The sequence below is a fragment of the Halobacillus halophilus DSM 2266 genome (assembly GCF_000284515.1).
In the GTDB taxonomy this organism is placed as follows: Bacteria; Bacillota; Bacilli; order Bacillales; family Halobacillaceae; genus Halobacillus; species Halobacillus halophilus.
In genome coordinates this window covers 347,467-371,359 of record NC_017668.1, presented here as the reverse complement: position 1 = coordinate 371,359, position 23,893 = coordinate 347,467, and the positions used below count along the sequence as shown (strand labels likewise).

The 23,893-nt window shown below is 41.8% G+C and carries 24 protein-coding genes; 10 read left to right on the top strand and 14 right to left on the bottom strand.

Annotation, left to right across the window (positions count from 1 at the left end):
• The first annotated feature begins 15 nt into the window (after positions 1-15).
• Both HBHAL_RS01905 and HBHAL_RS01900 read left to right on the top strand, forming a co-directional pair.
• Positions 16-1,323 (top strand): efflux RND transporter periplasmic adaptor subunit, encoded by a 1,308-nt coding sequence (locus HBHAL_RS01905; RefSeq protein WP_014641647.1) that lies wholly within the window; start codon positions 16-18, stop codon positions 1,321-1,323.
• Between the two features lie 135 nt (positions 1,324-1,458).
• The gene (locus tag HBHAL_RS01900; protein ID WP_014641646.1) at positions 1,459-2,457 is read left to right on the top strand and encodes an LLM class flavin-dependent oxidoreductase; all 999 of its coding nucleotides are present in this window, start codon (positions 1,459-1,461) and stop codon (positions 2,455-2,457) included.
• A gap of 167 nt (positions 2,458-2,624) precedes the next feature.
• Here HBHAL_RS01900 and HBHAL_RS01895 read toward each other — a convergent pair whose 3' ends face one another.
• The gene (locus HBHAL_RS01895) at positions 2,625-2,879 is read right to left on the bottom strand and encodes a DUF2164 domain-containing protein (protein ID WP_014641645.1); all 255 of its coding nucleotides are present in this window, start codon (positions 2,877-2,879) and stop codon (positions 2,625-2,627) included.
• A 963-nt stretch (positions 2,880-3,842) separates the two neighbouring features.
• Positions 3,843-4,433, bottom strand: a complete 591-nt coding sequence (locus tag HBHAL_RS01890) for a class I SAM-dependent methyltransferase (protein ID WP_014641644.1) — start codon at positions 4,431-4,433, stop codon at positions 3,843-3,845.
• A 166-nt stretch (positions 4,434-4,599) separates the two neighbouring features.
• Here HBHAL_RS01890 and HBHAL_RS01885 point away from each other — a divergent pair, with 166 nt between their 5' ends.
• The 5 genes from HBHAL_RS01885 to HBHAL_RS01865 are packed head-to-tail and all read left to right on the top strand — an operon-like array spanning position 4,600 to position 9,073.
• Complete coding sequence (locus HBHAL_RS01885; protein ID WP_014641643.1) at positions 4,600-5,838, top strand: ABC transporter substrate-binding protein; 1,239 nt, start codon at positions 4,600-4,602, stop codon at positions 5,836-5,838.
• On the top strand, positions 5,819-6,679 hold the full coding sequence (locus HBHAL_RS01880; RefSeq protein WP_014641642.1) for an ABC transporter permease: 861 nt from the start codon (positions 5,819-5,821) through the stop codon (positions 6,677-6,679). The genes HBHAL_RS01885 and HBHAL_RS01880 overlap by 20 nt, the downstream gene beginning before the upstream one ends.
• Positions 6,676-7,476, top strand: coding sequence for an ABC transporter permease (locus tag HBHAL_RS01875; RefSeq protein ID WP_014641641.1), 801 nt, complete (start codon positions 6,676-6,678; stop codon positions 7,474-7,476). Before HBHAL_RS01880 ends, HBHAL_RS01875 begins: the two co-directional genes overlap by 4 nt.
• Positions 7,473-8,432, top strand: a complete 960-nt coding sequence (locus HBHAL_RS01870; protein ID WP_014641640.1) for an ABC transporter ATP-binding protein — start codon at positions 7,473-7,475, stop codon at positions 8,430-8,432. Before HBHAL_RS01875 ends, HBHAL_RS01870 begins: the two co-directional genes overlap by 4 nt.
• Entirely contained in the window at positions 8,429-9,073 is a 645-nt protein-coding gene (locus tag HBHAL_RS01865) for a TVP38/TMEM64 family protein (RefSeq protein WP_014641639.1), read from the top strand. Before HBHAL_RS01870 ends, HBHAL_RS01865 begins: the two co-directional genes overlap by 4 nt.
• Before the next feature lie 28 nt (positions 9,074-9,101).
• Here HBHAL_RS01865 and HBHAL_RS01860 read toward each other — a convergent pair whose 3' ends face one another.
• The 7 genes from HBHAL_RS01860 to HBHAL_RS01825 form a co-directional block, all read right to left on the bottom strand.
• Complete coding sequence (locus HBHAL_RS01860; protein WP_014641638.1) at positions 9,102-10,184, bottom strand: FAD-dependent oxidoreductase; 1,083 nt, start codon at positions 10,182-10,184, stop codon at positions 9,102-9,104.
• A gap of 75 nt (positions 10,185-10,259) precedes the next feature.
• Positions 10,260-11,419, bottom strand: a protein-coding gene (locus HBHAL_RS01855) for an IS3-like element ISHaha4 family transposase (RefSeq protein WP_087946024.1) whose coding sequence is annotated in 2 segments (ribosomal slippage) — positions 10,260-11,134 and positions 11,134-11,419 — 1,161 coding nt in all. Because the reading frame shifts where the segments join, the coding sequence is not laid out codon by codon here.
• 98 nt (positions 11,420-11,517) lie between these two features.
• A complete protein-coding gene (locus tag HBHAL_RS01845; protein ID WP_145955967.1) occupies positions 11,518-11,871 on the bottom strand; it encodes a thioredoxin family protein in 354 nt (117 codons plus the stop codon).
• A 38-nt stretch (positions 11,872-11,909) separates the two neighbouring features.
• A complete protein-coding gene (locus tag HBHAL_RS01840; protein ID WP_014641635.1) occupies positions 11,910-12,725 on the bottom strand; it encodes a DUF368 domain-containing protein in 816 nt (271 codons plus the stop codon).
• 163 nt (positions 12,726-12,888) lie between these two features.
• Positions 12,889-14,409 carry a glycine betaine uptake BCCT transporter gene (locus HBHAL_RS01835; protein ID WP_014641634.1) on the bottom strand — a complete coding sequence of 507 codons (1,521 nt, stop codon included), beginning with the start codon at positions 14,407-14,409 and terminating at the stop codon, positions 12,889-12,891.
• Positions 14,410-14,568: 159 nt separating this feature from the next.
• Positions 14,569-15,891: a DUF2254 domain-containing protein gene (locus HBHAL_RS01830; RefSeq protein ID WP_014641633.1), complete on the bottom strand. Its 1,323-nt coding sequence runs from the start codon at positions 15,889-15,891 to the stop codon at positions 14,569-14,571.
• Positions 15,892-15,967: 76 nt separating this feature from the next.
• Positions 15,968-16,537, bottom strand: a complete 570-nt coding sequence (locus HBHAL_RS01825) for a nucleotidyltransferase domain-containing protein (protein ID WP_014641632.1) — start codon at positions 16,535-16,537, stop codon at positions 15,968-15,970.
• 112 nt (positions 16,538-16,649) lie between these two features.
• On the opposite strand from HBHAL_RS01825, the gene HBHAL_RS01820 reads away from it, so the two are divergent.
• On the top strand, positions 16,650-17,210 hold the full coding sequence (locus HBHAL_RS01820) for a GNAT family N-acetyltransferase (protein WP_014641631.1): 561 nt from the start codon (positions 16,650-16,652) through the stop codon (positions 17,208-17,210).
• A gap of 132 nt (positions 17,211-17,342) precedes the next feature.
• A complete protein-coding gene (locus HBHAL_RS01815; protein WP_014641630.1) occupies positions 17,343-18,854 on the top strand; it encodes a BCCT family transporter in 1,512 nt (503 codons plus the stop codon).
• 57 nt (positions 18,855-18,911) lie between these two features.
• Here HBHAL_RS01815 and HBHAL_RS21305 read toward each other — a convergent pair whose 3' ends face one another.
• On the bottom strand, positions 18,912-19,082 hold the full coding sequence (locus tag HBHAL_RS21305) for a hypothetical protein (protein WP_014641629.1): 171 nt from the start codon (positions 19,080-19,082) through the stop codon (positions 18,912-18,914).
• 154 nt (positions 19,083-19,236) lie between these two features.
• Here HBHAL_RS21305 and tnpB point away from each other — a divergent pair, with 154 nt between their 5' ends.
• A complete protein-coding gene (gene tnpB / locus HBHAL_RS01810; protein ID WP_014641628.1) occupies positions 19,237-20,367 on the top strand; it encodes an IS200/IS605 family element RNA-guided endonuclease TnpB in 1,131 nt (376 codons plus the stop codon).
• Positions 20,368-20,446: 79 nt separating this feature from the next.
• On the opposite strand, the gene HBHAL_RS01805 is transcribed toward tnpB, so the two are convergent.
• From HBHAL_RS01805 to HBHAL_RS01785, 4 genes are all read right to left on the bottom strand, one after another.
• A complete protein-coding gene (locus tag HBHAL_RS01805) occupies positions 20,447-21,463 on the bottom strand; it encodes an AimR family lysis-lysogeny pheromone receptor (RefSeq protein WP_014641627.1) in 1,017 nt (338 codons plus the stop codon).
• A gap of 186 nt (positions 21,464-21,649) precedes the next feature.
• A complete protein-coding gene (locus HBHAL_RS01800) occupies positions 21,650-22,258 on the bottom strand; it encodes a metal-dependent hydrolase (protein WP_014641626.1) in 609 nt (202 codons plus the stop codon).
• Between the two features lie 765 nt (positions 22,259-23,023).
• A complete protein-coding gene (locus tag HBHAL_RS01790; protein ID WP_014641625.1) occupies positions 23,024-23,308 on the bottom strand; it encodes an iron-sulfur cluster assembly accessory protein in 285 nt (94 codons plus the stop codon).
• 147 nt (positions 23,309-23,455) lie between these two features.
• Entirely contained in the window at positions 23,456-23,872 is a 417-nt protein-coding gene (locus tag HBHAL_RS01785) for an organic hydroperoxide resistance protein (protein ID WP_014641624.1), read from the bottom strand.
• Between the last annotated feature and the right edge of the window lie 21 nt (positions 23,873-23,893).

The following is a 23,893-nucleotide window of genomic DNA, read 5'->3' as shown; positions in this document are numbered from 1 at the left end:
AAGGTGTGAACGTATATGAAAAATAAAAGATATAGTAAAAGAATTCTAGGTTTCTTAATAATTGCATTCATAGCAGCCAATGCTCTGCTTATTTACTTTGACGAGGAGGGCCATGTGGAACGCAAGTCCTATATTAAGGAATGGTCTGAGTCGACTACATCGGACTTGCAGAACACCCTGTCTTCTGAAGGGGTTTTTGCATCTGCTAAAACCACTCCTGTTTACTTCAACCAGGATTCCGGCGCTTTTCATGAATTCGTTGCAAAAGAAGGGCAGACCGTTGAGGAAGGCGATGACCTTTATTCTTATGAAGTAGAAGACTATGCCGGTAAGGAAGCGCAGCTTGAGAATAAACAAACCCGTTTAGAACAGGAAATAGCGGCTCTCGAAAATTACATACAAGAGATAGAGGGCTACACTGTACCTGAGCCTGAAAATGAGTTGGGCGAACCAGAACAGAACGACCCGAACACGGAAAATAATACAAATTTTGGGAGCCTCACCCCAGACAGTCCCGCCAATGGAGAAACTAGTAATAGAGACATGGAAACGTCCTATGCAGAAACAGAGTTTCTAAAAAAAGAAAAAATTGCCGAGCAAGAAACTGCCCTGGCTCAAAAAGAAGCCATGGCTGCCATGGTGGAAAGTCAACTTAACCAACTGCGTGAGAATGGAGAGGTCATTACGGTGAGCAGTCCATTCTCAGGGACTGTCACGGATACTTCAAATGATTTGGACGAACCCATTATCACCCTCGCTTCACCAGATCTGAACCTTAAAGGAGATTTAAAGGAAGAACACCGCCCAGAGGTAAAACCAGAAATGCCGGTAACGATGTACGTTCCCGAACTGAACATGGAGCTTAATGGATCTCTTTCAACCATTCAGGATCATCCGGCAGAGGTAGAAATCAACGAAAGCAGCAGGTATCCATATGAAGTCTCGGTGGATGAAGTAGATGATAAGATTTTGCCGGGTTATCATGCTGAAGTAGAGATTATTACAAAGCAAGTTGACGGGGTCGTTACCACTCTTGAGGATGGCCTCATCAGCGAGAAGAAATCCTACGTGTGGACGATGAATGAAGATGGAAAAATCGACCGCCACGAAGTAGAAACAGGGCTTAAAGAAAATAACCTGGTAGAAATACAAAAAGGCTTGGAAGCTGGCGAGTGGGTGGCCTATCAGCCAAAAGACGAGTTTAGAAGGAATTCCACCTTTTTTACTCCTCTCAAGTCTCAGGAGTTGAATGTTTCACAAATATGGCATTCAGATCAGGAGAGTATTGTGAATTATGGATTGCTAGGTTTGCTAGTTCGTTAATTTAATCAGGTGAGCACCCTTATTCCTTGAAGGAAAGGGTGCTTTTTAATGATGGATGATGACCCTATCCGTTGCATATTGGATCGCTGCATGGCACGATATACATGATAATTTTAAGTAAAGGTGGACCTATAGATGAAATTAAGTGTATTAGATCAATCCCCCATTTTATCCGGGATGACTTCTCAAGATGCACTAAAGCAAACAACAAAACTGGCAGAATGGACAGACCGATTAGGTTACCACCGTTTCTGGGTAGCTGAACACCACAGTACGGAAAGCCTGGCAGGGTCCTCACCCGCTATTTTAGCTGCCCATTTAGCAGCTCGTACCGAACGTATACGCATAGGGACAGGCGGTGTGCTCCTTCCTCATTATAGCGCCTATAAAGTTGCAGAATCTTTTCGTGTGCTGGAAACCTTACATCCGAACAGGATTGACCTCGGGGTAGGACGTGCCCCGGGCGGCATGCCAAACGTAAACTTAGCTCTAAACCGGGGCAGCTCTCCTGATATTGAAGGGTACCCGGCTCAAATAGAAGAATTGATGGCATACTTGCATGGGCAGGATCCCCAAGGCATGAATGTATATGCTACTCCTAAAGGAGAAACCTCTCCTCCGATCTGGATGCTCGGGTCCAGTGGGACAAGCGCCCGGCTGGCTGCAGATCTAGGCGCTTCGTATTCTTTTGCCCATTTTATTAATGGCCATGGAGGAACAAGAGTGGTGGATCGTTACAAAAAATACTTTTCCCCTTCCATGCAGCAAAGCGCTCCGGACGCGAATGTCTCGATTTTCGTCGTATGTGCAGAGACAGATGAACATGCGGAGTATTTAGCTTCCAGTCTCGATCTCGCTTTATTACAGATTGAGCAGGGTGCGAGAAGATCTGGTTTCCCTACACCTGACGAGGCCCTGCAACATTCTTATACTTTTTTTGAGCAGGAAAGAATACAAGATAATCGTAGTCGAATGATTGTCGGTTCTCCTGAACGAGTAAAGCAAGAGATTGAGGAGTTGGCAGAGAGCTATCAAGTTAACGAAATTATTATTAATACGATCGTTTCTCCTTTTGAGGAACGACTCCGCTCATACGAACTTTTAGCTGAAGCTTTTCAACTTCAAAAAAAGTAAGTGTAAACACAGGAACTTGTATCTCATATCAAGTTCCTGTGTTTTTTTACTTCCTCTCTTTTCTTTCCTGTTTTTGTTTTTCGTATTTTGCCCCTTCCTATAAAGTATTTTAACTTTACAAAGGAGAAAACCTCCGTCCTGATGAAGACGGAGGTTTCATTATGTAGCTAGCGCTTAGGACGACCCGCCGGCCTCGTTAAGGACAACAAATCTTCATCTAAATTCATCACTTTTTGCTCAACCATCTGACGTGCATCCTGAATCCCTCTGTTATATAAGAAGGGACCCAGCTCTTCGATCATTAATTGTAGAAGCTGATCAGCTGCCAGATCACCGATCTCCTCGCCTCTTTCAAGTTCAAAATACTCTTGCACTTTGGCAATCACGTAGTCTTTCTCTTCCTTTTTTAAAGATGGAAGCATTCGAATCAGTCCCCTTTCTAATTGGTTCTGTTAAACTTCCGTATTAATTTAAAGGTAAAGCTCCCATTTCTGTAAGACTCATTTTCGAGATAAGCGGGTCCGTCTATGTGAAAGAGGCTGGTGGGGAAATAACTCGTCTTGTTCCATCACCCAGACACTCGAGACATAAGCCATTCATCAACGGACGGAAAACCAGGAGCTTCCTCGCTCGTTTCACTCCCTGCGGGATCTCCCCTAGTCCCTTCTCCCATTCTTACACTTCATAAGAAGGGAGTAATAAAATTAATGCCTAAACGTCGTGGAGTGCTATCCAGCTCCAGCACCTAGCGTCTAGTGAGACTTCCCTCACTTCTGTACGATAAGGCAACATCGAATCGCTACGCTCTTCGTGTTTTCTTTATCTCCGCCAGCTCGGTCCAGTCCATACGCCGCTGACCAAGGTGCTTCCGCTTTTAACCTGGGAGTCTCGTTGTTTCCTTCGCCGCCCGAACGATAGCTAATGAGCGGACCCTGCTTTAGGAGAAAGGAGACAGGCTGCATCTGCCTCAAATGCTTCTATAACAGGGTTCCCACACGTAAAAACCAGTGTGGAGCTCGTTCATGGGAAGGCGATTATGGAAAGAATTTCGAGCTCTCCATGATCGCAAAGGTCCGGAGGGGGACGATGAAGACTCCAGTGGGATAAACATGATCGGTGAGACCCCGGAAGTCGAAGACTGAGGAGGCTCAGCACATGCCCACGGAAAGCGAATCGTCCCCCGCAGGACCTACAGACTACCCCAACATCTCGAAACTGAGTCTTACAGAATCCGGCCCTATTGCGTAATAAGCCTCTTGTGAAAAGTCAACCACAACCTTCAACATATCCTTCTAATTAAAGCTTACCATACCCCTTAATGAAAATAAGCAGGAGAGAATGTTTCTATATTAAAGGTTTTTGGGCAACAAACTATTCCTAACGTACTATTTCTTCAATCCAAGGGCGCAGACGGTATCATTGGGGAATGTCGGCTTAATAAATACCTCAATTTGATTAAATCCTGATTCTTCCAGCAGTGCGCGAAGCTGTCCTCCCATAACTTCAGTCGTCTCATCACTAGTACCACGGCCGTGTGGGGAAAGGGTTAAGGCTATTCTTCCTCCAGGCCGCAATAAGGAATGCAGATGATTTAACGTCTTTACAGGCGTCTCCCAAAATGAAATGTTGTTAATGGAATAGATTTTATCAAGGGGCTGATAAAAGTCTTCCAACATTTGAGCCTCCCCCTGCATCATACATATCTGTTCAGGTCCCCTCTCCTTTTTCAACTTGCGAAGCCCTGTTTCCACCATTGATTCCGATGGATCGATTCCGTATAAAATAGTGCCTTCTTTCTCCGCTATCTTTTTCAGAGCATCAGCTGGACCAAATCCCACTTCCAATACCTTGTCATTTTTTTGGATATCCAGGAAAGAAAGCGTCCACTCATTTCTTTTCTCATTTTCCTTAACCATAAACCAGCCGGTCATTTTACCAATCCATCCTTCCGGTTCTGCAAACTGTTTATAAAGCATTCTATTTCACCTCTTATCATATTCTCTTCTCTCTTTTCCCTCCCTTCCGCTATCCTATGCGCTATCTATAAGTTATTTAGTTTCCTTAAGATGGATTTGTTTGTATGATAGATTACAGAAACCTTTTATAAAATAATGTAGGGTGTAGGAGATAAGGGGGATTCCAATGAGAAAAAGATGGCTTCTATTCAGTATCATTCTAACTGCGCTATTAGCCGCATGCGGAAATACATCATCAAACGAAACGGCATTATCTGAAGTGACAGAAAATCCCTGGTCAGATATAGAAAGTGCTGCAGATGGTACAACCGTTCGCTTGTTTATGTGGGGCGGCGATGAAGGCATCAACCAGTACATTGATGAATGGGCCGCACCTCGTCTAAAAGAAAATTATAATATTGAGCTGGAGCGCGTTCCTATGGATACGGGTGAAATCCTGCAAAAGCTGCAAACCGAAAAGCAGGCTGGTAAGTCGGAAGGGACCATTGATATCATTTGGCTAAACGGTGAAAATTTTAAAAATGCTAAAGAAAACGATCTACTTGCAGGCTCTTTCGTAAATGAACTTCCTAACTTTCAAGAATATTACGATACCGATGATCCTGCTTTTCAGACGGACTTCGGTGCATCGACCGATGGAATGGAAGCTCCGTGGGGGAAAGTACAGTTTGTTTTTCATTACGACCAGTCCAAACTCGAAACCCCTCCTTCATCATTTGAAGAGCTGAAAAGCTGGGTCGAGCAAAATCCAGGTAAATTCACCTATCCAAACGCGGAAGACTTTACAGGAAACGCCTTTCTGCGACATGTGTTATACGCGAAAGCTGAGAACCCTTCTGCTATTTATGAACAGTCTCTAGATGAAGAAAGGATAGCAGCAACAGCTGACCAGACCTGGCGTTATTTAGAAGAGATGGAATCCGATCTATGGAGGAAGGGTGATCACTATCCGAACACCTTAACTGAGCTGGACCGATTATACAGCCAGGGTGAAGTATGGATGACGATGGGGTACAACGAAGCTCGTGCAGAATCACTTATAGAGGAAGGGGTCTTCCCCGAAACCACCCGGTCCTTTATTATGGAGCCCGGTTCTATCGGAAATACACACTTCCTTTCAATTCCCTTTAACAGCCCTGAACCTGAAGGAGCTCTAACCGTTATCAATTTCATGCTTTCTCCAGAAGCACAGTTGGCTAAGTTAAAGCCGGATTATTGGGGAGAGAATACTCCCATCAGTCTGGATAAGCTATCCGAAAATATGCGCGAAAAATTTGAATCCGTAGAACGAGGGAAGAGCGTACCAAGCCAGGAAAAGCTTGAGGAAAGCTTCCTTCCAGAATCAGAAGCGGGGTATGTAGAATGGATTAAGGATCAGTGGTTTAATGAAGTTGTTCAGCAATAAATCTGTCTATCTGTTAATCCCGGCCTTTTTATTTCTTATTCTTCCTTTATATGGTTTTTTTGCGGCCATTGTTCAGAGTTTGTCGGGAGGAGACGGATGGACGTTTGACTATTACAGTAATTTATTGGAATCCAGCCGCTTCCTTTCTTCGATTTGGTTCAGTATCCGAACAACCTTGATCGCAACGATTATATCCTTAATCATCGGAGTCCTAATCACCCGGTCCTTTTATCCCTACTTGGAACATCACGTCCCGCGTCTTCTCGTGTGGCTTCCGATGCTGTTCCCTCACTTTGTTTGGGGCTACATGATTATCCTGCTGCTATCGGAAACCGGGCTTGCTGCGCAATTGCTTGTAGAAGCAGGAGTGATCCCGAACAGCAGCGCATTCCCCATATGGACGAGGGATCCGCAAGGGATTGGTATTATCGTTACGTATGTATGGAAGGAAGTTCCTTTTGTGATTCTTATGCTCCTGCCGGTGTACGGCTCCATTAAACCAGAATACTACGACCTAGTGAAAACCCTTGGCGGGAGTAAGTACAGACAGTTCACAGCAATCGAGTGGCCTGCTATTTTCCCTGTATTAATCGAAACTGCATTGATTGTTTTCTCTTTTACAATTTCTGCCTATGAAGTTCCAGCTTTAATGGGAACGACCTTTCCAGAGATGATATCTGTACTCAGCTATGAATGGTTTTATGGAAGCGGATGGGAAGATCGTCCCATGGCTTTTGCGGCGATGGTCAGTCTGAGTCTACTCATTCTTGCTTTTTCCGCTGCTGGGTTCTCTATCCTTCAGAAAAAGCGCTGGCGAGCTATGAGAGGACGATCTGTATGAATCTAAAGAAACTTACCTTTTTAATGTTAGCTCTCTTATTATTTATAATGCCCGTCCTGCTGCTTCTTTTACAGAGTATCAGTTCTCCCTGGCGTTTCCAGTCTGGAGAAACATTTCATTTTCAACTGGAAAGTTTTCAGGTGCTATGGTCAGCAGCTAACCTTCTCGAAGCTACTCTCTGGTCGATTGTAGTCGGAGCCGGGGTTCTTATCCTGAATATAGCAGTGGGAATCGCTGCAGGAAAAGCGCTGTCGACACTTTCCTTTAAAGGAAAACCGCTTCTGGAAGCCTTCTTTCTGTCTCCTGTTTTAATTCCTGTGCTTGCGGTTGCTATGGGCCTTCATTTGTTCATGATTCAAGCAGGGCTGGCTGATACAGTCCTCGGCGTTATTCTTATCCACCTGGTTCCTACCATTCCATACAGCATTCGAATTTTTCACAATTCGTATGCTCAGCTTGGGAATCGTATGCTGGAACAGCCCATCGTTCTTGGAGCCGCACCGCTGCAGCAATTGTTCACTGTAGAACTTCCTTTAATGAAACCTGCGATCCGCAGTGTCACATTTTTAACAATCGTTATCAGTCTAAGTCAATATGCGATTACATCTATTATCGGGGGTGGCAAGATCGTTACACTGCCCATGATTTTCTTTCCATTCCTTGATACAGCTAATACATCGGTGATGGCTGCTTTTGCTGTCTGGTTTGCTATAATTCCACTCGCTATGTACATCATTGTAGAAGGTTTAATTCTCCTTCTTCCCTATTCTAGAAAGCCCTGGAGGAATACAAGATGAGCCACACACTGGACGTTCAGCACCTCAGTAAAAAATTTAATCAAGATTTCATCCTGTCTAGCCTGGCCTTTCAACTAAAAAAAGGAGAAATTCTCAGCATCGTAGGACCATCAGGAAGTGGAAAGACAACGTTGTTGCGCATACTGGCTGGTTTGGAATCTCCATCTCAAGGGAGCATTCATATGTATGGGAAAGAGATTACTTTCCAAAAAGCTAATCGACGGGATATCAGCCTCGTGTTTCAACAGCCTTTGTTATTTCCGCATATGACCGTTCAGGAAAATATCGCTTATGGAGCAAAACTGGCGGGCAAAAAGAATAACAACAAAATTTCTGAATTGCTTAAATCAACTGGGTTAGATCGCTTCAAAAATTACTTCCCATCTGAAATTTCCGGGGGCCAGCAGCAACGGGTGGCTTTAGCCCGGGCTATGGCCACAGAGCCGGAAATCATTTTATTTGATGAACCTTTCAGCAGTCTTGATCCTAAGCTGCGTCATCAGATCAGATACTGGGTGAGAGACTTTTTAGTTGATCAATCCATAACAGGAGTCTTCGTAACTCACGATACCGAGGAAGCGATGATTATGGGGGACCGGCTGGCGCTCTTTCATGAAGGGACGTTCCAGCAAATCGACAAAGCCGAAGTGATTCATAAACACCCGGCTAATTCATTTGTTGCCGATTTTTTAGGAGGTCATTTGATCATTGATGAACAACACTATGTTCCACTAAAGGAATGCTCTCTCGATCCTTTTAATGAACAAGACGTGCGCTCCTATGATGGGGTCCTCCAGCACATTACCTTCCAGAACGGTCAGGCGGTCGGTCATATATTTTTAGAGGGCTTGGATCATAAGGTTTCTCTTCCTCTCCAGGAACATGTATCCAGTGAAGAAGTCACTCTATACATTAAAGAATCGAGTATCCGGACATTTGGGGGCTCATCCTTATGAAGTGGAAAAGCCTCACACGGGCCCTCTTGTTTGTCATCGCATTTCTTGTTATTGCCTGGTTTATACGGCAGCAATTTGATGTTACAGCGGATAGCATTCGCAGCTTCATCCTTTCTTTCGGTTTTTATGGACCGCTTCTATTTATGGGTTTATACGCGATAGGTCCGATTGTGGTGTTTCCAACATCCATTCTCTCTCTAGCTGCTGCTTTTGCGTATGGTTTATGGCCAGGTATGTTATATATTGTGATAGGAGCTACTGCGGCTGGTATTACTGGTTACGTAATGGGACGGTTCTTTGGAGATTCGGTTTTGAAATTCCAAGAATCCAAATGGTCTGAAAAGATATATTACCGAATGAAGGAACGGGGTTTCTTGTATGTGTTCGTTTTAAGGCTCATCCCTATTGTAGGATTTGACATCTTAAGTTACTTGGCAGGCGTTACACGCGTAAAGCTGCGACCCTTTATCATTGCTACCATTTTTGGAATGCTTCCCGGAACGTTTGCTTACAGCTTAGTTGGTACTAGTCTGGCGAGTGGAGACCGCCAATTGATTTTCATCGCCTTGACTGTATTTGCTTTGATCTTTGCTCTGACTTTTCTATTCCGGAATAAAGTGAGAAGCTGGCTGAAAATATAGTAAATAAGCGTCTCCTTTATGGAGGCGCTTATTTATATTTAGCCATAAAATCTCTGTCTATTTTATTTTTTAACTTCCAAGCCTGCCGGCTGTGATGACTCAGCGGACCATAGACCATAAATCCTTGCTGTTTTCCTGTTGATAAGATATAGAGGGCATTTTTTTGAGGGTCATACTCTTGGAGCGGTTGACCAGACAAGAATTGGCTCAAATTGTTCCATAACACAGGGCCTTGTTTAACAGCATAGACACCGCTTTTCTGAAGCTCAGGATACGCAGTCAAGGTTATGCAGTCGCCTGATCCAAAAATATAATCATACTCTTGAAACTGCAGGGTGTCCCTGACCAGCGCAAATCCTTTCTCATCTACTTCGACTCCAGACCGTTTAAAGATAGGCTCGGCTGAAGCTCCGCCCAACCAAAGGACACTAGTATGCCGAATCTTATTTCCGGAGTTCGTTACAATGTAATGATCATGAATCTCCTCTACACTTTCGTCCTCCCACACTTGCACCCCTTTTTTAATAAGTAATGACTTAAGCCGGGTGGAAACTATTTTCGGAAATCCATTCATGACCTTCTCAGCAGTTACCAGCTTAACTTGTCCCGGAATTTGGTTTTTCTCTTTATAAGTTTGGATCGAAAGAGCAAGTTCCGTTCCCGCAGCTCCTCCCCCTACAATTAAAGGATGAGTGGTATTACGAATTTCTTCAATTTGAGAAATGAATTCATAATTTGGCTTGATGGTGCGTGCCACCGTATGTTCAAAAGCCTTGGGTAAACTTTGGGAGCCAATATCAAAACTTACAACATCAAACGGATAGACGGAACCATCATGGCAAATTACTTTTTTCTGTTTCGGTCGCAAACTGACAACGGTTTTTTCAATGAAATGAATACGTGCTTCTCTCGTAATCTTTTCCAAAGAAACTCGTGTATCTTCAAGCGAGTACAGACCTTCTGTGAATCCAGAAAACATTCCAGAGTAATATTGATACCTCGAGGAAGAAATGAGACACACTTCAACATTTACCCATGCTTCGCTTTTCAGTCTTCGGATCACCTCTAGATGAGCATGTCCTGCTCCTACTAATAACAATCGTTTTGACAATACAGGTTCCCCCCTTTATATAAAACGTCCACATGGAATTGGAGTGCCACAGTAAAATAAGACTCAATAAAACACCTAGGCTGCCATTACTCTGAATTCAATTGGAGTTTGGCAGTTTAGTTTTTGAAAAGGTCGACAATAATTGTAGTAATACATGTACGTATCGATTTTTGAGCGTACGGTATGATGATCTATTTTTCCTCGGTCCAGAGGACTGAATTCTTCCGATTTTATCGTGGAGTGGAAGGATTCGATGACGGCATTATCAAAGCAGTTCCCCCGTCGGGACATGCTTGTGATAATGCCTCTTTTTTTGGCCTCTTCTTGAAATTCATAGGACGTGTACTGCGAACCTTGATCGCTATGAAGGATCACTTCATAGACGTCACGTCCTTCGCAAGCTTTCCTCAACGTATCTAATACGAAGGACGTATCTTGTTTATCACTGATCGTGTACGCGAGGATTTCGTTGTTGTATAAGTCCATAATCGTTGATAAATATAACATTTTCTCTCCGTAAGGAAGATAGGTAATATCTGTTACCCATTTTTCATTAGGTCTCGTAGACGTAAAGTTTCTCTCTAAATAATTCGGTACCACAATCTTACTTTCCCCTGCGATATAACACTGTCTCTTTGGTTTTACGCGACATTGAATATGGTATTTCTGCATGATTTTTTGAACGGTATTTCGATTGAGTTTGATTTGGTATTCCTTACGTAAGAGGTCACGGACCATACGGTGTCCCACTCTAAATTTTAGATCTTCACATAGCTCAATGATCTTCTTCTCCAGGACCGACGGTCCCCATGACTTTCCCCGCCAGCGATAATAGGTGGCTTTAGCTATACCAAAGCATTCACAAATATCTTTCACAGGATACTTGTGCTTAAATGTTTCTACGATTTGGATGAATACTTCTGGAACCACTTCCTTTCGATTTCCTGGTACTTTTCCAACAGTTCTTCTCTCATATCATAATAGGCAATCTTTTTCTTCAGTTGGGTCATTTCATCCTCGTCTTCCGGCCCTTTCCCGTGAGAATATTGTTTCCCTATAGGCTGAGCAAACCGGTGGTTTTCCCCATTTCTAAACCATTTCATCCACGTTTTAATCTGGGACTTATTCTTAATTCCAAACATGTCCATCAACTCTTGATTCGTGTGATTCCCTTCTAATTTTAATTGAACTACTTTCTTTTTTACTTCTTCGGGATAGTGAACTTTTTTACCCATAAGAAAAACACCTCCAAGTGTAGTATTACAACTTTGAAGGTGTTTTATTACGTCTCATTTTTCTAGGTCACTCTAAATAGACCATGTGGACGTTTACTTTAGAGACTTGTCTGCAGAAACTCTTCTACTTCTTCAGGGGTTTTTGCGTCCGCACTATGCAAATGCGCTATTTTTTCACCTTGTTTAAAAATCAACAAACTTGGAATACCCATAACCTCATACTTATCTGCAACTTCCGAAATTTCATCACGATTAACGTCGTACCAACGATACTGATTATATTCCTCTAAAACTTCTCCGATAAACATATCCATTCGACGGCAGTCCGGGCACCAGTCTGCCTGGAACTTAATAATAACCGGTTGCTCACTCTCAATTGTTTCGTTAAATTTCTCTATCGTATGAATTGATTCCATGCTTATCATTCTCCTTTTAAACAGATTCTTATCCATATGATAATCGGTAAGAATGCTTTTGTCTTATGATTTGCTTATTTATATTCCACACGGCCCAGAAGCCATGCAACCACAAGACCTCCAATGAACGCCAAGGCACTTACCAACCATAATGCTGCGCTTCCCGGTACACCAGGGAAAATAACAAATACTGACCCAATAACTAAACCAATGATTAGGGCAAAGGTCCCTGAAGTATAATTCTCCAAAAAGAATTTAACAATCTTACTCATAACGACAATACCAAATAGAATTCCTAATCCGACCACTGCTATAATATCAAATTTCAAATCTGATACTCCACCGACTACGGTAGAGTAAACCCCAATAATCAGCAGTATGAAAGACCCGCTTATCCCTGGCAGGATCATGGCACTGCTCGCAATCCAGCCCGAAAAGAACAGAAGAATATAGGTGGAAAACGTCAAGTTCTGCATAGGTTCCGTTTCATTCGTCTGAAAAAATGCCATTGAAGCCACGAGTACTGCGCCAATGAGTAAAATGAGATAATGGTTCGCTTTAAATTTATGCTTCACATCCGCTTTATGTGTTAAGTAAGGAAGCACCCCTATAATCAATCCCAGGAAAAAAAACTGAGTGGGACCAGGGTAATGCTCAAATAACCACTCTATTAATCTTGCCAACAGCAGAATAGACGTAACAACACCTATTCCTAACGGCAGTAAGAATTTAAGATGCTTTTTCCATTCCTTTGTAAAGAAACCATTGATCGCTTCAATTAGACGATCATAGATACCGAGGACTACCGCAATTGTACCACCGCTCACGCCCGGGACAACATCACTTGCTCCCATAAGCATACCACGGTAAATATTTCTCCATTCCCACATGTTCAATACTCCTTTTCAATCAATTCCAAGTGTCACTTATTCTATCGTACTTGTCTATGATTTTATGATCCTTTTTTAATTTATCCTAAAAATTGCCTTCAATCAATCATTCTTCTTGCATAAATAAAGGACCGGATTTGACCCGGCCCCTTTATCCCCTATTCTATGCAGAGGTTTTTTCCTCAGAATCTCTATGTTCTTTCTCTATAGCAGCTTTATCAGCACGCAGTGCTTTGTAAAGTGATACAACCATGAGAATCATAATAAACGAGAATGGAAATGCTGCCGAAATGAGAGCATTTTGCAAGGCTTGTAAGCCGCCAGAATACAATAACACAGCTGCCATGGAGGACTGGATAATCCCCCAGGCGAATTTAACCATGGTCGGCGGCGTTAACGAGCCATTCGTAGTCTGCATACCTAATACGAACGTCGCTGAATCGGCAGAGGTAATAAAGAAAGTTCCAATTAGAATCATCGCAATAATGGACATTATCAACCCTAAAGGATAGTTATCGAAAGCACCAAAGAGTGTCTGTTCCGTAACTAGTTCAGATAAGTCCGTTTCACCACCCTGCTGAACTTTAATGGCCGAAGAACCAAAGGCGGAGAACCATAGAAATCCTATCACGGAAGGCACTAACAAGACACCGGATAGAAACTCTCTAATTGTACGCCCTTTGGACACACGGGCAATAAATATACCGACAAATGGAGACCAGGCGATCCACCACGCCCAGTAGAATACGGTCCAACTGTTAATCCAAGAACGGTTCTCTTCACTATTCGGAGCTAATCTAAAACTCATGGAAGGCAAGTTCTGCAAATAAGCTCCAATCGTATCTGTAAACATATTCATAATGAACAAGGTAGGACCTATTACCATCATCATCACTAAAAGAAGTAATGCTAAAACCATATTAGTATTACTCAGATATTTGATCCCTTTACTAAGACCCGTGTAAGCCGACATCATAAACAAGACAGTTACGATTCCAATAATAATCAGCTGTACAGTAAACGAGTCTTTAATAGGCGTTAGGAATGTAAGTCCTCCATTGATTTGTGCTGCTCCGAATCCTAAAGTGGTAGCTACACCTACAATTGTTGCAAACACAGCAACCACGTCAACCGCTTTCCCCCAGGGACCTTTCATCTTATCTCCAAAAAGCGGCTCTAAAGTTGCACTTACGAGAGCCGGTGAACCCCGGCGGAATTTAAAGTAGGCGAGTACTAAAGCAACAATTGCATAGATTCCCCAGGCATGAACTCCCCAGTGAAAATACACGAACTGCATAGTCTCATTCAGAGCTTCAGGTGTGCCAGTTTCTGCAGTTGGAGCATTCTTTGCGTAAAAGTAAATTGGTTCAGCAGCCCCCCAGAAAACCAGCCCAATTCCCATACCTGCACTGAATAACATTGCAAACCATGTGGCATAGTTGTAATCCGGCTTATCTGAAGGTTTTCCCAGTTTAATCTTCCCATACGGACTGAAGATCATATAAATACAAAAAATGACAAAACCCGTAACGATTAATAGATAATACCAGCCGAAGTGTACAGAAATAAACGACTGTATCGAGCCTGTAATACTTTCAAGATTTCCCGGTGCAACAGCCCCCCAAATAACTGAAAATAAGGCTATGGCTAGAGTAATCCAAAAAACCGACGTAACTTTTCTCATCATTTTCTCCTTTCCGGTGCTCAACTTTTTTTACATCAATAGATAATTGCGAGGAAATGGTAATTGAGGACTAATTAACTGTTACCCCATCCTCAAAATTGTAAACAATTTGTCTAAAAACTGTAAAAAATGTCGATAGCCTCGGGAAGGTGGGAATATCTAATATGGACGTGGGAACTGAACGGTTTTATTACAGGCTGAGGCTAACTTCTGAGCCTGCTTATCAAAATATTCAAAATCCAGCTGGTCCATACTCTTTGTATCGACAGCTTTCATCATATAACGTCCAAATCTCCATACATCTTCTTTAATCTTTTCATCATGAACAACAGAGATTTTATAGAGAGCCTCAATCACTCCGTTCATCACAGAAAAATCGTGGCTTCCATAGATGCGCATCTGGTAGAAGCTGGTATACAGATAATCGTGAAATTCCCTTGGCTCAATCTTCAGCCGAAGATTATTGCTATCGTCAGCATAATAGCGGATCGGCTCATAAACTGAACCTAATTCAGCCAGCAGCGAACCTATTCGGTTGATGCAGTTAACCGCTGTATGTGGATCATTAATACTAGGTGAGATTGCTTTTACGGCAATTTCAACGAGTTTTTGAATCGAGAATTCAATGTCCTGTATATCTGTCCTCTCATTTCCGACTATTATATACTGCAGGGCTTGTTCCGGTTTAATTTCTTCTGAAGAGTCCTCTTTCCAATAATAAAATAAAGGCATCCCCTTCTGAATGTAATCTCCAATTAACGTGTTGGCTTCAATAAATAAATCATTTTTTACAGCCCACTGAATGAATAATCCCATCTGCATTCCTTGAAGATAACCCGATTCGTTGGCAAAAATGACTCCTTGGCTATTCTGTTTCAAACTTTCCAAATCTTTTTCATCCCACTCTGTTGATTCATTATAACTCTTTTCCTTGAACGTATTAGCAATAACATTCGAAGTGGTTTTGCGGATATCACCAATTAAATTGTTCACTTGTAAAAAGCGGGACGAATGGTGAATAAACAGGATGAAAAATCCTAAACAAATGATGGATACGACTACTGTTAAAAAGGGACTGACCAGACCTTTCTTCTGAGTACCCCCAAGTAATAATAAATTGACGAGAGCAAAGATAAATCCAAATGAATAAACACCCAATACATGCTGGGTCACTCGGCTTTTCATAAAATCCTGTAAAGTACGCGGCGAAAACTGAGTGGAATAAGTAGTCAGCACCACCATAATGGTTGAAAAGCTAATGGTTGTCATCGTAAGTATCGACGTAATCAGCGACCCATACAGGGTCGTTGCCACACTTTTTTCGGTTAAAAATATTTTCGGCATACTTTCCTGAACTTGCGGAACGATCCATAAGTCCACAAAACTTATTAGAATAACTGAAATGATCGATATAAGGCTGTAAAGAGTTGGAAGAAACCAGAAACTGTCTCGCACTTTAACCCAAATCTTCTCTCTGTTCATTAACTTCTTTCTCCCTTCCTGTTTAACTCACTTCCCCACCATATCATTTAAGTACGAAAAATCTTAAGGATTTCCTTTAAAATAATAATTTTTCTAACCAAGCATGATCAGGCTGGTGATGCATCAAACTCTGCTTGAGCCATTCCTTTTGACGTTCATTTAAGTGGGGAAATATATAGTGAAAATCCTGGTTATCCTTTTCACTCGTGTACTTTGCTTTGTAAAGAAGGACAATTTCCGGATTTAAATAAGGTACTCCCTGCTCAGACCGAAGATGCATGTAACTAAGCGGGAATCCAATGTTGCTGTTGCGCCTAAAGTGCCAATAGTCCCCTTTTCTATCATTTAATAAAAACTCTATATGTTCTCCAGAATGATTCGTGGAATGAATCTCGTGAATGGGGGTTCCAAGCCAATCTCCCACTTTCCAATTTACTCCACTTCCTTCTTTAATATACTCCATTTTCCAGTTCTTAAAGTGTGATCGGAGCAAAAACTGCTCGTCCCTTAATACAGCTATATCGAGATCTTCGTGTTCTCTTATTTCTTCGCCTATATGAAGGTCAATCGCCCATCCACCCGCGATCCACCAGTGACCTTGATAGCCCTTCATAAACTCCTTCACTTGCACACATGAGTCAAACAATCAGAATACCTCCTTACCTTAGAATGATTGACTAGAATGATCCTAAATAAAAATTCAGTGTTTTTTGACAAATCCAATATTTAGTCGAATAATGAGGCATAGGAGGTGGGATATGTTAAAAGGACGTTTAGTAGATTTGTGGCCTGTGTCCCGAAAAGATTTGGAGAATCTTCACACATGGGCCAATGATGAGTCCCTTACTTTTCTTAGTTCAGGAAGTGAATCAGCGAACCAGAATAATAACCCTCTGGAAGCTCTTCAAGCCCAATATGAAAAAAATCTGAATTCACACCATTTATGGGAACATGGAACTGTTTTTATTGTTTATTCAAAAGCAACACAAGAACCTATTGGCAAATGTGATTATCGAAATTTAAACCCCGTCACAAGAGCGGCAGAAATTGGGCTCACAATTGGTGAACGAGATTACTGGGGGCGGGGATATGGAAAAGATATTATTTACACTTTGCTCAATCATCTTTTTTATACCCTTAACTTAGAAAGGGTGCAGCTTGATACCTGGAGCGGAAATCATCAAGCCCTCCGGTTATACGAAAAAACTGGATTTCAGCGAGAGGGCAGGCTTCGTAGAAATGAATTTGTTCAAGGAAGCTACTATGACACCATTCTTATGGGAATATTGAAGAGCGAATTTGAATCCAGTACCCGTTAAAAACTAGAGTCACTTCTACATATATCCTATTACATGTTTTTATTAGGAAATTTAAGGGAATAAAATCATCAATATTATTTGAATTAATTGATTCATCTATTTATCAAAATCAGTTCCAAGAAAGGAGTCAGTATGAAAAATCCAGTATTTTTTATTTCGGCCTCTGTGATCTCCATATTAGTAGTCATAGGTGCCGTCAATCCTGAAGGGTTTGGCAGTGTAGCCACCACTTTATTTGGTTTTACAACGAAAAATTTCGGTTGGTTTTACCTCATCTCTGTATTTGGTTTCGTTATCTTCTTAGGTGCTCTAGCCCTAAGTAAGTACGGGAAAATAAAAATCGGCCCCCCGGACTCCGAACCAGAGTACCCGTTCTTCACTTGGATCGGCATGCTTTTCTCTGCAGGGTTTGGAGCAGGCTTAGTGTTTTGGGGCGTAGCCGAACCAATGAGCCATTTTTTTACAACACCATTTAATACGCTTGACGCACAGACAGAAGAAGCGGCTCGGATTTCTATGGGATATTCTTTTTTTCACTGGGGTATCAATCAATGGTCTGTTTTCGCCATTGTCGGCCTCTTAATCGGATTTTTACAGTTCAGGCAAAATAAGAGCGGTTTAATCTCTACCGCCCTTGAACCAGTGCTGGGTAAAAACAAAGGCGTTAAGACCTTTATTGACTCACTTGCTGTGATTGCCACGGTTATGGGAATCGCTACCTCACTTGGACTTGGCATTCTGCAAATGAACGGTGGCCTAAAAGCCGTATTCGATGTGCCGAATAACACAACGATCCAGCTTGCCATTACCGCTGTACTTCTTGTCCTTTATTTAGCCTCTTCCAGTACAGGGTTAAATAAAGGAATTAAGTGGCTAAGTAACGTGAACCTCGGTTTATGTATGGTTTTACTAGCCTTCGTATTCATAGCAGGACCTACTGTATTTATACTTAACACCTTCACATTAGGACTTGGAGATTATATTACAAACTTTGTAGGCTACAGTCTTCGTCTCACTCCTTATGAAGATGGAGGGGGCAGCTGGCTTAGGGAATGGACCATCTTCTACTGGGCATGGGTTATTGCCTGGTCTCCATTCGTTGGAACCTTCGTAGCCCGTGTATCGAGGGGAAGGTCCATCAGGGAATTCATCTTTGGGGTGCTGATTGTACCACCATTAATTGCATGCTTGTGGATTGCTACTTTTGGAGGAACAGCCTTAAACAGCGATTTGAATAACGGAACAAACATAGCTGAAGCGGTTAACAATGACGTAACTTTAGCATTGTTTGAAACCTACCAGCATCTTCCCATGACGGGAGTACTATCTATTTTATCCATCTTGTTAATTGCAACATTTTTAATTACCTCAGCGGACTCTGCTACGTACATTCTAGCTAGTATGACGACTAATGGAAGCTTAACCCCTCCGCTTATTATTAAAATTGTTTGGGGTGTTCTAATGGCGGCCATTGCTGGAGTTCTGCTGTTAGCAGGCGGGCTAAATGCCTTACAGACTGCTTCCCTTGTTTCTGCTTTACCGTTTACCATAGTGATCATACTCTTTGTCTATGCATTTACGAAGATGATTAGAAAAGAAGAACCTGCTCAACAAAAAATTGAACAGCACCGCAAGGCCAGATAATGAAAAAGCTGCCCCCTTTCATAGGAGGCAGCTTTTTCGTCTTTATTCAAACCATCTTTACCCCATGCCTAAATCTCCCGGGTCATGAGCCTTAAATTTTGCCAGAGTAACTTCCGAGCTTTCTCCAAGTGTTTGATCTTTCTCATTATCAAATGCAAGGGGTGCCGATCCAAATGTCCCTGCGGCCAGCATTAAACCTAAGAGAATTACAGTTAAACGTCTTTTCATTTTCTTCTACCTCCCCTTATTTTATCATTCATCGGCAGAAGACTCCCTCTTCAAGCGCCGTGTCGAAGACCGGTGACAAGGGGGAGATGAATGCCTTTGAATATTCTCCCTTCCGTGATATCCTAAAGTAAGAACATATGTTCCTAGTTAGGAGGTGGAAAGGTTGAAGCATAAAGCGTATGACTTTCGTATCTATCCAAATAAAACCCAAGAATCGCTCATCGCTAAGACAATCGGTTGCGCTCGTTTTGTCTTCAATCATTTCCTCTCCGAATGGAGCAGTGCCTACAAGGAAACCGGAAAAGGTTTGAGTTACTCTACTTGTTCCAAGCAACTACCCAACCTTAAAAGAGAATTCCTTTGGTTAAAGGAAGTGGATAGCACGGCCATCCAAACGTCGGTCAAACATCTTTCTGACGCTTATGAACGGTTTTTCAAAAAGCAAAACCAAGCTCCACGGTTCAAATCAAAGAAGAACAGAGTCCAGTCCTACACCACAAAATGCACAAACGGAAATATTGCCATCCAGGATCGCAAAATCAAACTGCCTAAGCTGGGACTTGTGAGATTTGCCAAGAGCCGTGAAGTGAAAGGTCGCATCTTGAGTGCGACGGTTCGCCGCAATCCGAGCGGAAAATATTCTGTATCCATTCTTGTTCAAACAGATATTCAGGAACTTCCTAAATCCAACACGTATGTTGGCATTGATCTCGGATTGAAAGACTTCGCTACTCTCTCGAATGGCGCCACCTATCAAAACCCACGATACCTACGTAAGACCGAAAAGAAACTAGCAAAAGCTCAACGTATCCTTTCCCGAAGGGAAAAGGGATCTTCGAATTGGCATAAGCAACGTATTAAAGTAGCTAGACTTCACGAGAAGATAGCGAACTCCCGCAAAGATTATCTGCATAAGATTTCTACCGAAATCATCAAAAACCACGATGTGATCGGTGTAGAAAATCTCCAAATTTCCAATATGCTCAAAAACCGAAAACTATCCAAATCGATTAGTGATGTGAGCTGGTCGATGTTCACGTCTATGCTCGAATACAAAGCAAAATGGTACGGGAAGCAGTTGGTAACCGTATCGAAAATTTTTGCGAGTTCACAGCTGTGTTCCAAGTGCGGATACCAAAACAATGAGGTGAAGAATCTCGCTGTTCGAACGTGGGATTGCCCAGATTGCGGCTGCCACCACGACCGCGACCTAAATGCGAGCTTCAATATATTGAAGGAGATTCAAAGAATCCTTACAACCGTCGGTGCGACGGGGCTAGCCTAATCATTTGAACGAACCGTTAGGTTCGTGCTCTTAGGAATCCCCCAACTTCAAGGAGTGTCAGCGAGTAAGTGGGGGTAGTTCAAAAACGCTTCAAATAGTGTCTAGGTAAAAGCGCAAAGAATTGATCTCCAAGTTCATGAATAAATCGATGATGGGCATTTTCCAACAGGCGAATATTCTTACTCGCTGCTCCCATATAACACTCTTGAAACGAAGTCCATGTTTCCAGATTTTCCAGAATGGCTATCGCTTTAGTAAACTCTTTGTCCGCTATGGCTAAATGGGCTGTTTCTATGGGGTCAGGCGTTGTCATTTTTTCTGTTTGAAGATGGTAAGCAGCAATGAAAGGAATCGTATGGTTTTTAATAATAGCAGCCCATCGTTTTAAACTATCCTTTTCTGCAGCTTCAAATGCCTTTACAGCTTGTTCCATGGAAGTTCGATAGTCTGTATATAAATTGCATAGGGCCAAATTATGATAAATCCGGCAGATTTTCTTCGGGGATAATTCTGTATTGGTAATTTTATAAGCATATTTCTTAGCAAGAAGCGGGTTATTCGTTTTCCAATAATGCTGGAACAGTAATTCATGATACCTGATCCTCATATAGTAAAGAGTCAGGGGCTCGTTAACGGTACTTATAACTTCATCAATTTGTTCCAGGTACTTATCAAGTCCTGTATATTCTTTTAAATCATAATAGTAGTAGATAATCGTAAAAAGATGTAAGCAGTGAAGAGATGGATGGAGGAATTTTTCTTTTTGCAATGACTGTAATTGCGCTTTTGATGGTTTGCTATTCAGTCGGTTTAATAGCAGCCTATATAAATAAATGAGCTGGGGGTCTAAGTTATTGTTTTGAAGGAGGGTGTCCATCTCCCTAAGAAAATCATTCATATAAAGAAATTCAAGATAGGCGATTTGATCCTCTAAATACTTAGGCGGATGAGTCAAGCAGTACCGGCTTGCCTGAAATGTGGCTTCTTGTTTAGACAGTTTTTTTAATAAGGGGATATATATATCATATAAGGATGAGGTATAGTTTATTTGTAATTGATGCAAAGGACTAGGTTCAATAACCTGATAACTGACCATCCAGCTTCATCCCTTCCGCATTACCTATTTTCCATTTTATTGTATTTTATTGGTAAAGTCTAGCAATCTGTCAGATTATTTTGTAAATTTAAGGTAAATTTTAAGTAAAGGTATCCTTTGGGTTCTTATTATTAAGAAAAAGCAATCATTTTTCATCTTTTATTAAGAATAGCTGAAATGTATCAATTAAAATATCAAGTTTATATACCAGACATTCCATAATACTAAACTATACACTACTGCTTTCTCTATTGCCGATCCTGTTCTAAACGTAATAAAGAAACGCTTATGTTTGCTTGAAAAAGGATAAACAAGAGGAATTCCTCTCTTTGTTACGTAATCAGCTGATAAATGTGAAATAACTCCAATAATCAGCCCTGATAAATAAAACCATTGTATGTTCAGCCACTCTTCAATAAACCAGCTGTATCCAATTAACATTCCAACGAATAATAAAGAATGAGTCATTTTGCGGTGACTTCTAATCATGAGCAAAATAGGAAGTAAAAGCATAAGAAAAACTTTCAGTTCCTCTCTGTATAAATCAAGATACCGTGGCACAAATAAGTAAATTATAAATGCAAGAGTGAAAAGAGTAAGTAGCCCTCGCCAGAACTTATGTCCTAATTTCGAGTTCGGCATATCGATATCGGGTAAAAGTGATCCAAATAAAACAAAACCTAAGAAAAAAACCGCTGAAAATGGCTCATCAGCATGAGGGACTAGCTGCGGAAGTAAGGTTAAAGCTCCTATTCCAAATGTTATTCCAACGACTTGGTGTCCTGTGGCCATCATGATGTTTCAAGTCCTTTCTATCTTTCTTTCATAGGCTATTAAACCGCCTAGCTGCTTGTACAGTAAAGCTCCCATTACTTGAAGACTCTGTTTCGAGATAACTTGGGTCCGTTACTCTATGTGGAAAAGGGCTGGTGGGGAAATAACTCGCTTTCCTATGGCCCTGCAGGATGTAGGGTCGATCGACGTTGCCACAGGACGTGGCGACTTTAGTCGATCCTCCTTCTTACCAGGAGCTTCCTCGCTCGTTTCACTCCCTGCGGGATCTCACCTAGTCCCTTCTCCCATGGGAGTCTCGCCATTTCCCACCAACCAACCTAATTGTGAAAACGGACCCTTCGAAAAGAGAGAGACTCCTTTCCTCTATTACTTGCCTGAAATGCTTATATGAAAGGCTATTTCACATCTTTATAGTACGAAAACAGCCATATTCACATGCTCTTTTTGCTCATCATGAAGAAGTTATCTTAAGTCGTTTCGAGTTTCTGATTCGGCAAGGTCCGGAGGGGGACGATGAAGACTCCTGTGGGATGAACATGATCGGTAAGATCCCGGAAGGCGAAGCCTGAGGAAGCTTACCACATGCCCACGGAAAGCGAAATCGTCCCCCGAAGGACCTTCCTCATAACCAATATCTCGAAATCAAGTCTTCAACTATCCGGCCCTATAGCTTAATCAATCTCTAAGAAAAAAGTCAGCAATAAGATACGTTTTATAGAGCATTTAAATAAACCCACATTCTAGTCATGTGGGTTGTTTTTTTGCTTAGCAGTCTTTTTCGGGTAAGCCGACCATCTGAAACTTAGGTCCCTCCATCGTTTGTTTCCCTTCAATGGTTAACTCTGCGGTCAAGTGTTCAATTCGTTTATCAATCGCTACTGGAATAGCGTTTAAATGATACAATTCATCATCTGCTTCAGGCTCACCAATTGTCATTCCAATGTCAGGCTCTCCACATCCATATCCAGCAAAGTACAAACGTAAACAGGCGGCCTCTTCTTCTTCTAGGATCTGAAGTAACAAATCTCTAGCTCCATCTGTTATTTTCATATAAAGACATCTCCTTCGACTATAAAATACCACAAACGTGCCCTACATATGAATTGAAAAAGCTTATAGATCCTCTATAAGTATATGGTTTGTACTTTTTCCCACAAAAAAACACCTCCAAATTCTGGAGGTGTTTCCATAGGTTTATTAAACGGCTTTTGTATTAATTTCTACATTAATGTTGCCGCTTGTTGCTTTAGAGTAAGGGCATACTTTATGCGCTTCCTCAGCAAGCTCTTCCGCTTCTTCTTGAGAAACTCCTTTAACTTGCACGTTCAGAACCACACCTACTTTAAAGCCGTTATCTGATTCATCTTTTAGTAAACTTACATCAGCAGTGATTTCAGATTCGATATCTTTCTTCTTCTTGCTTGCAACCAGGTTTAATGCGCCATCATAGCAAGCGGAGTAGCCCGCAGCAAATAGCTGTTCAGGATTAGATCCTTTTTCGTCACCTTCACCAGGCATTACAAGGTTCAGATCGATTAAACCATCATCAGATTTAACATGGCCATTACGTCCGCCTTGCGCTGTTGCATGAGCTGTAAACATTACGTTACTCAATATCATCACTCCTTGATTTTG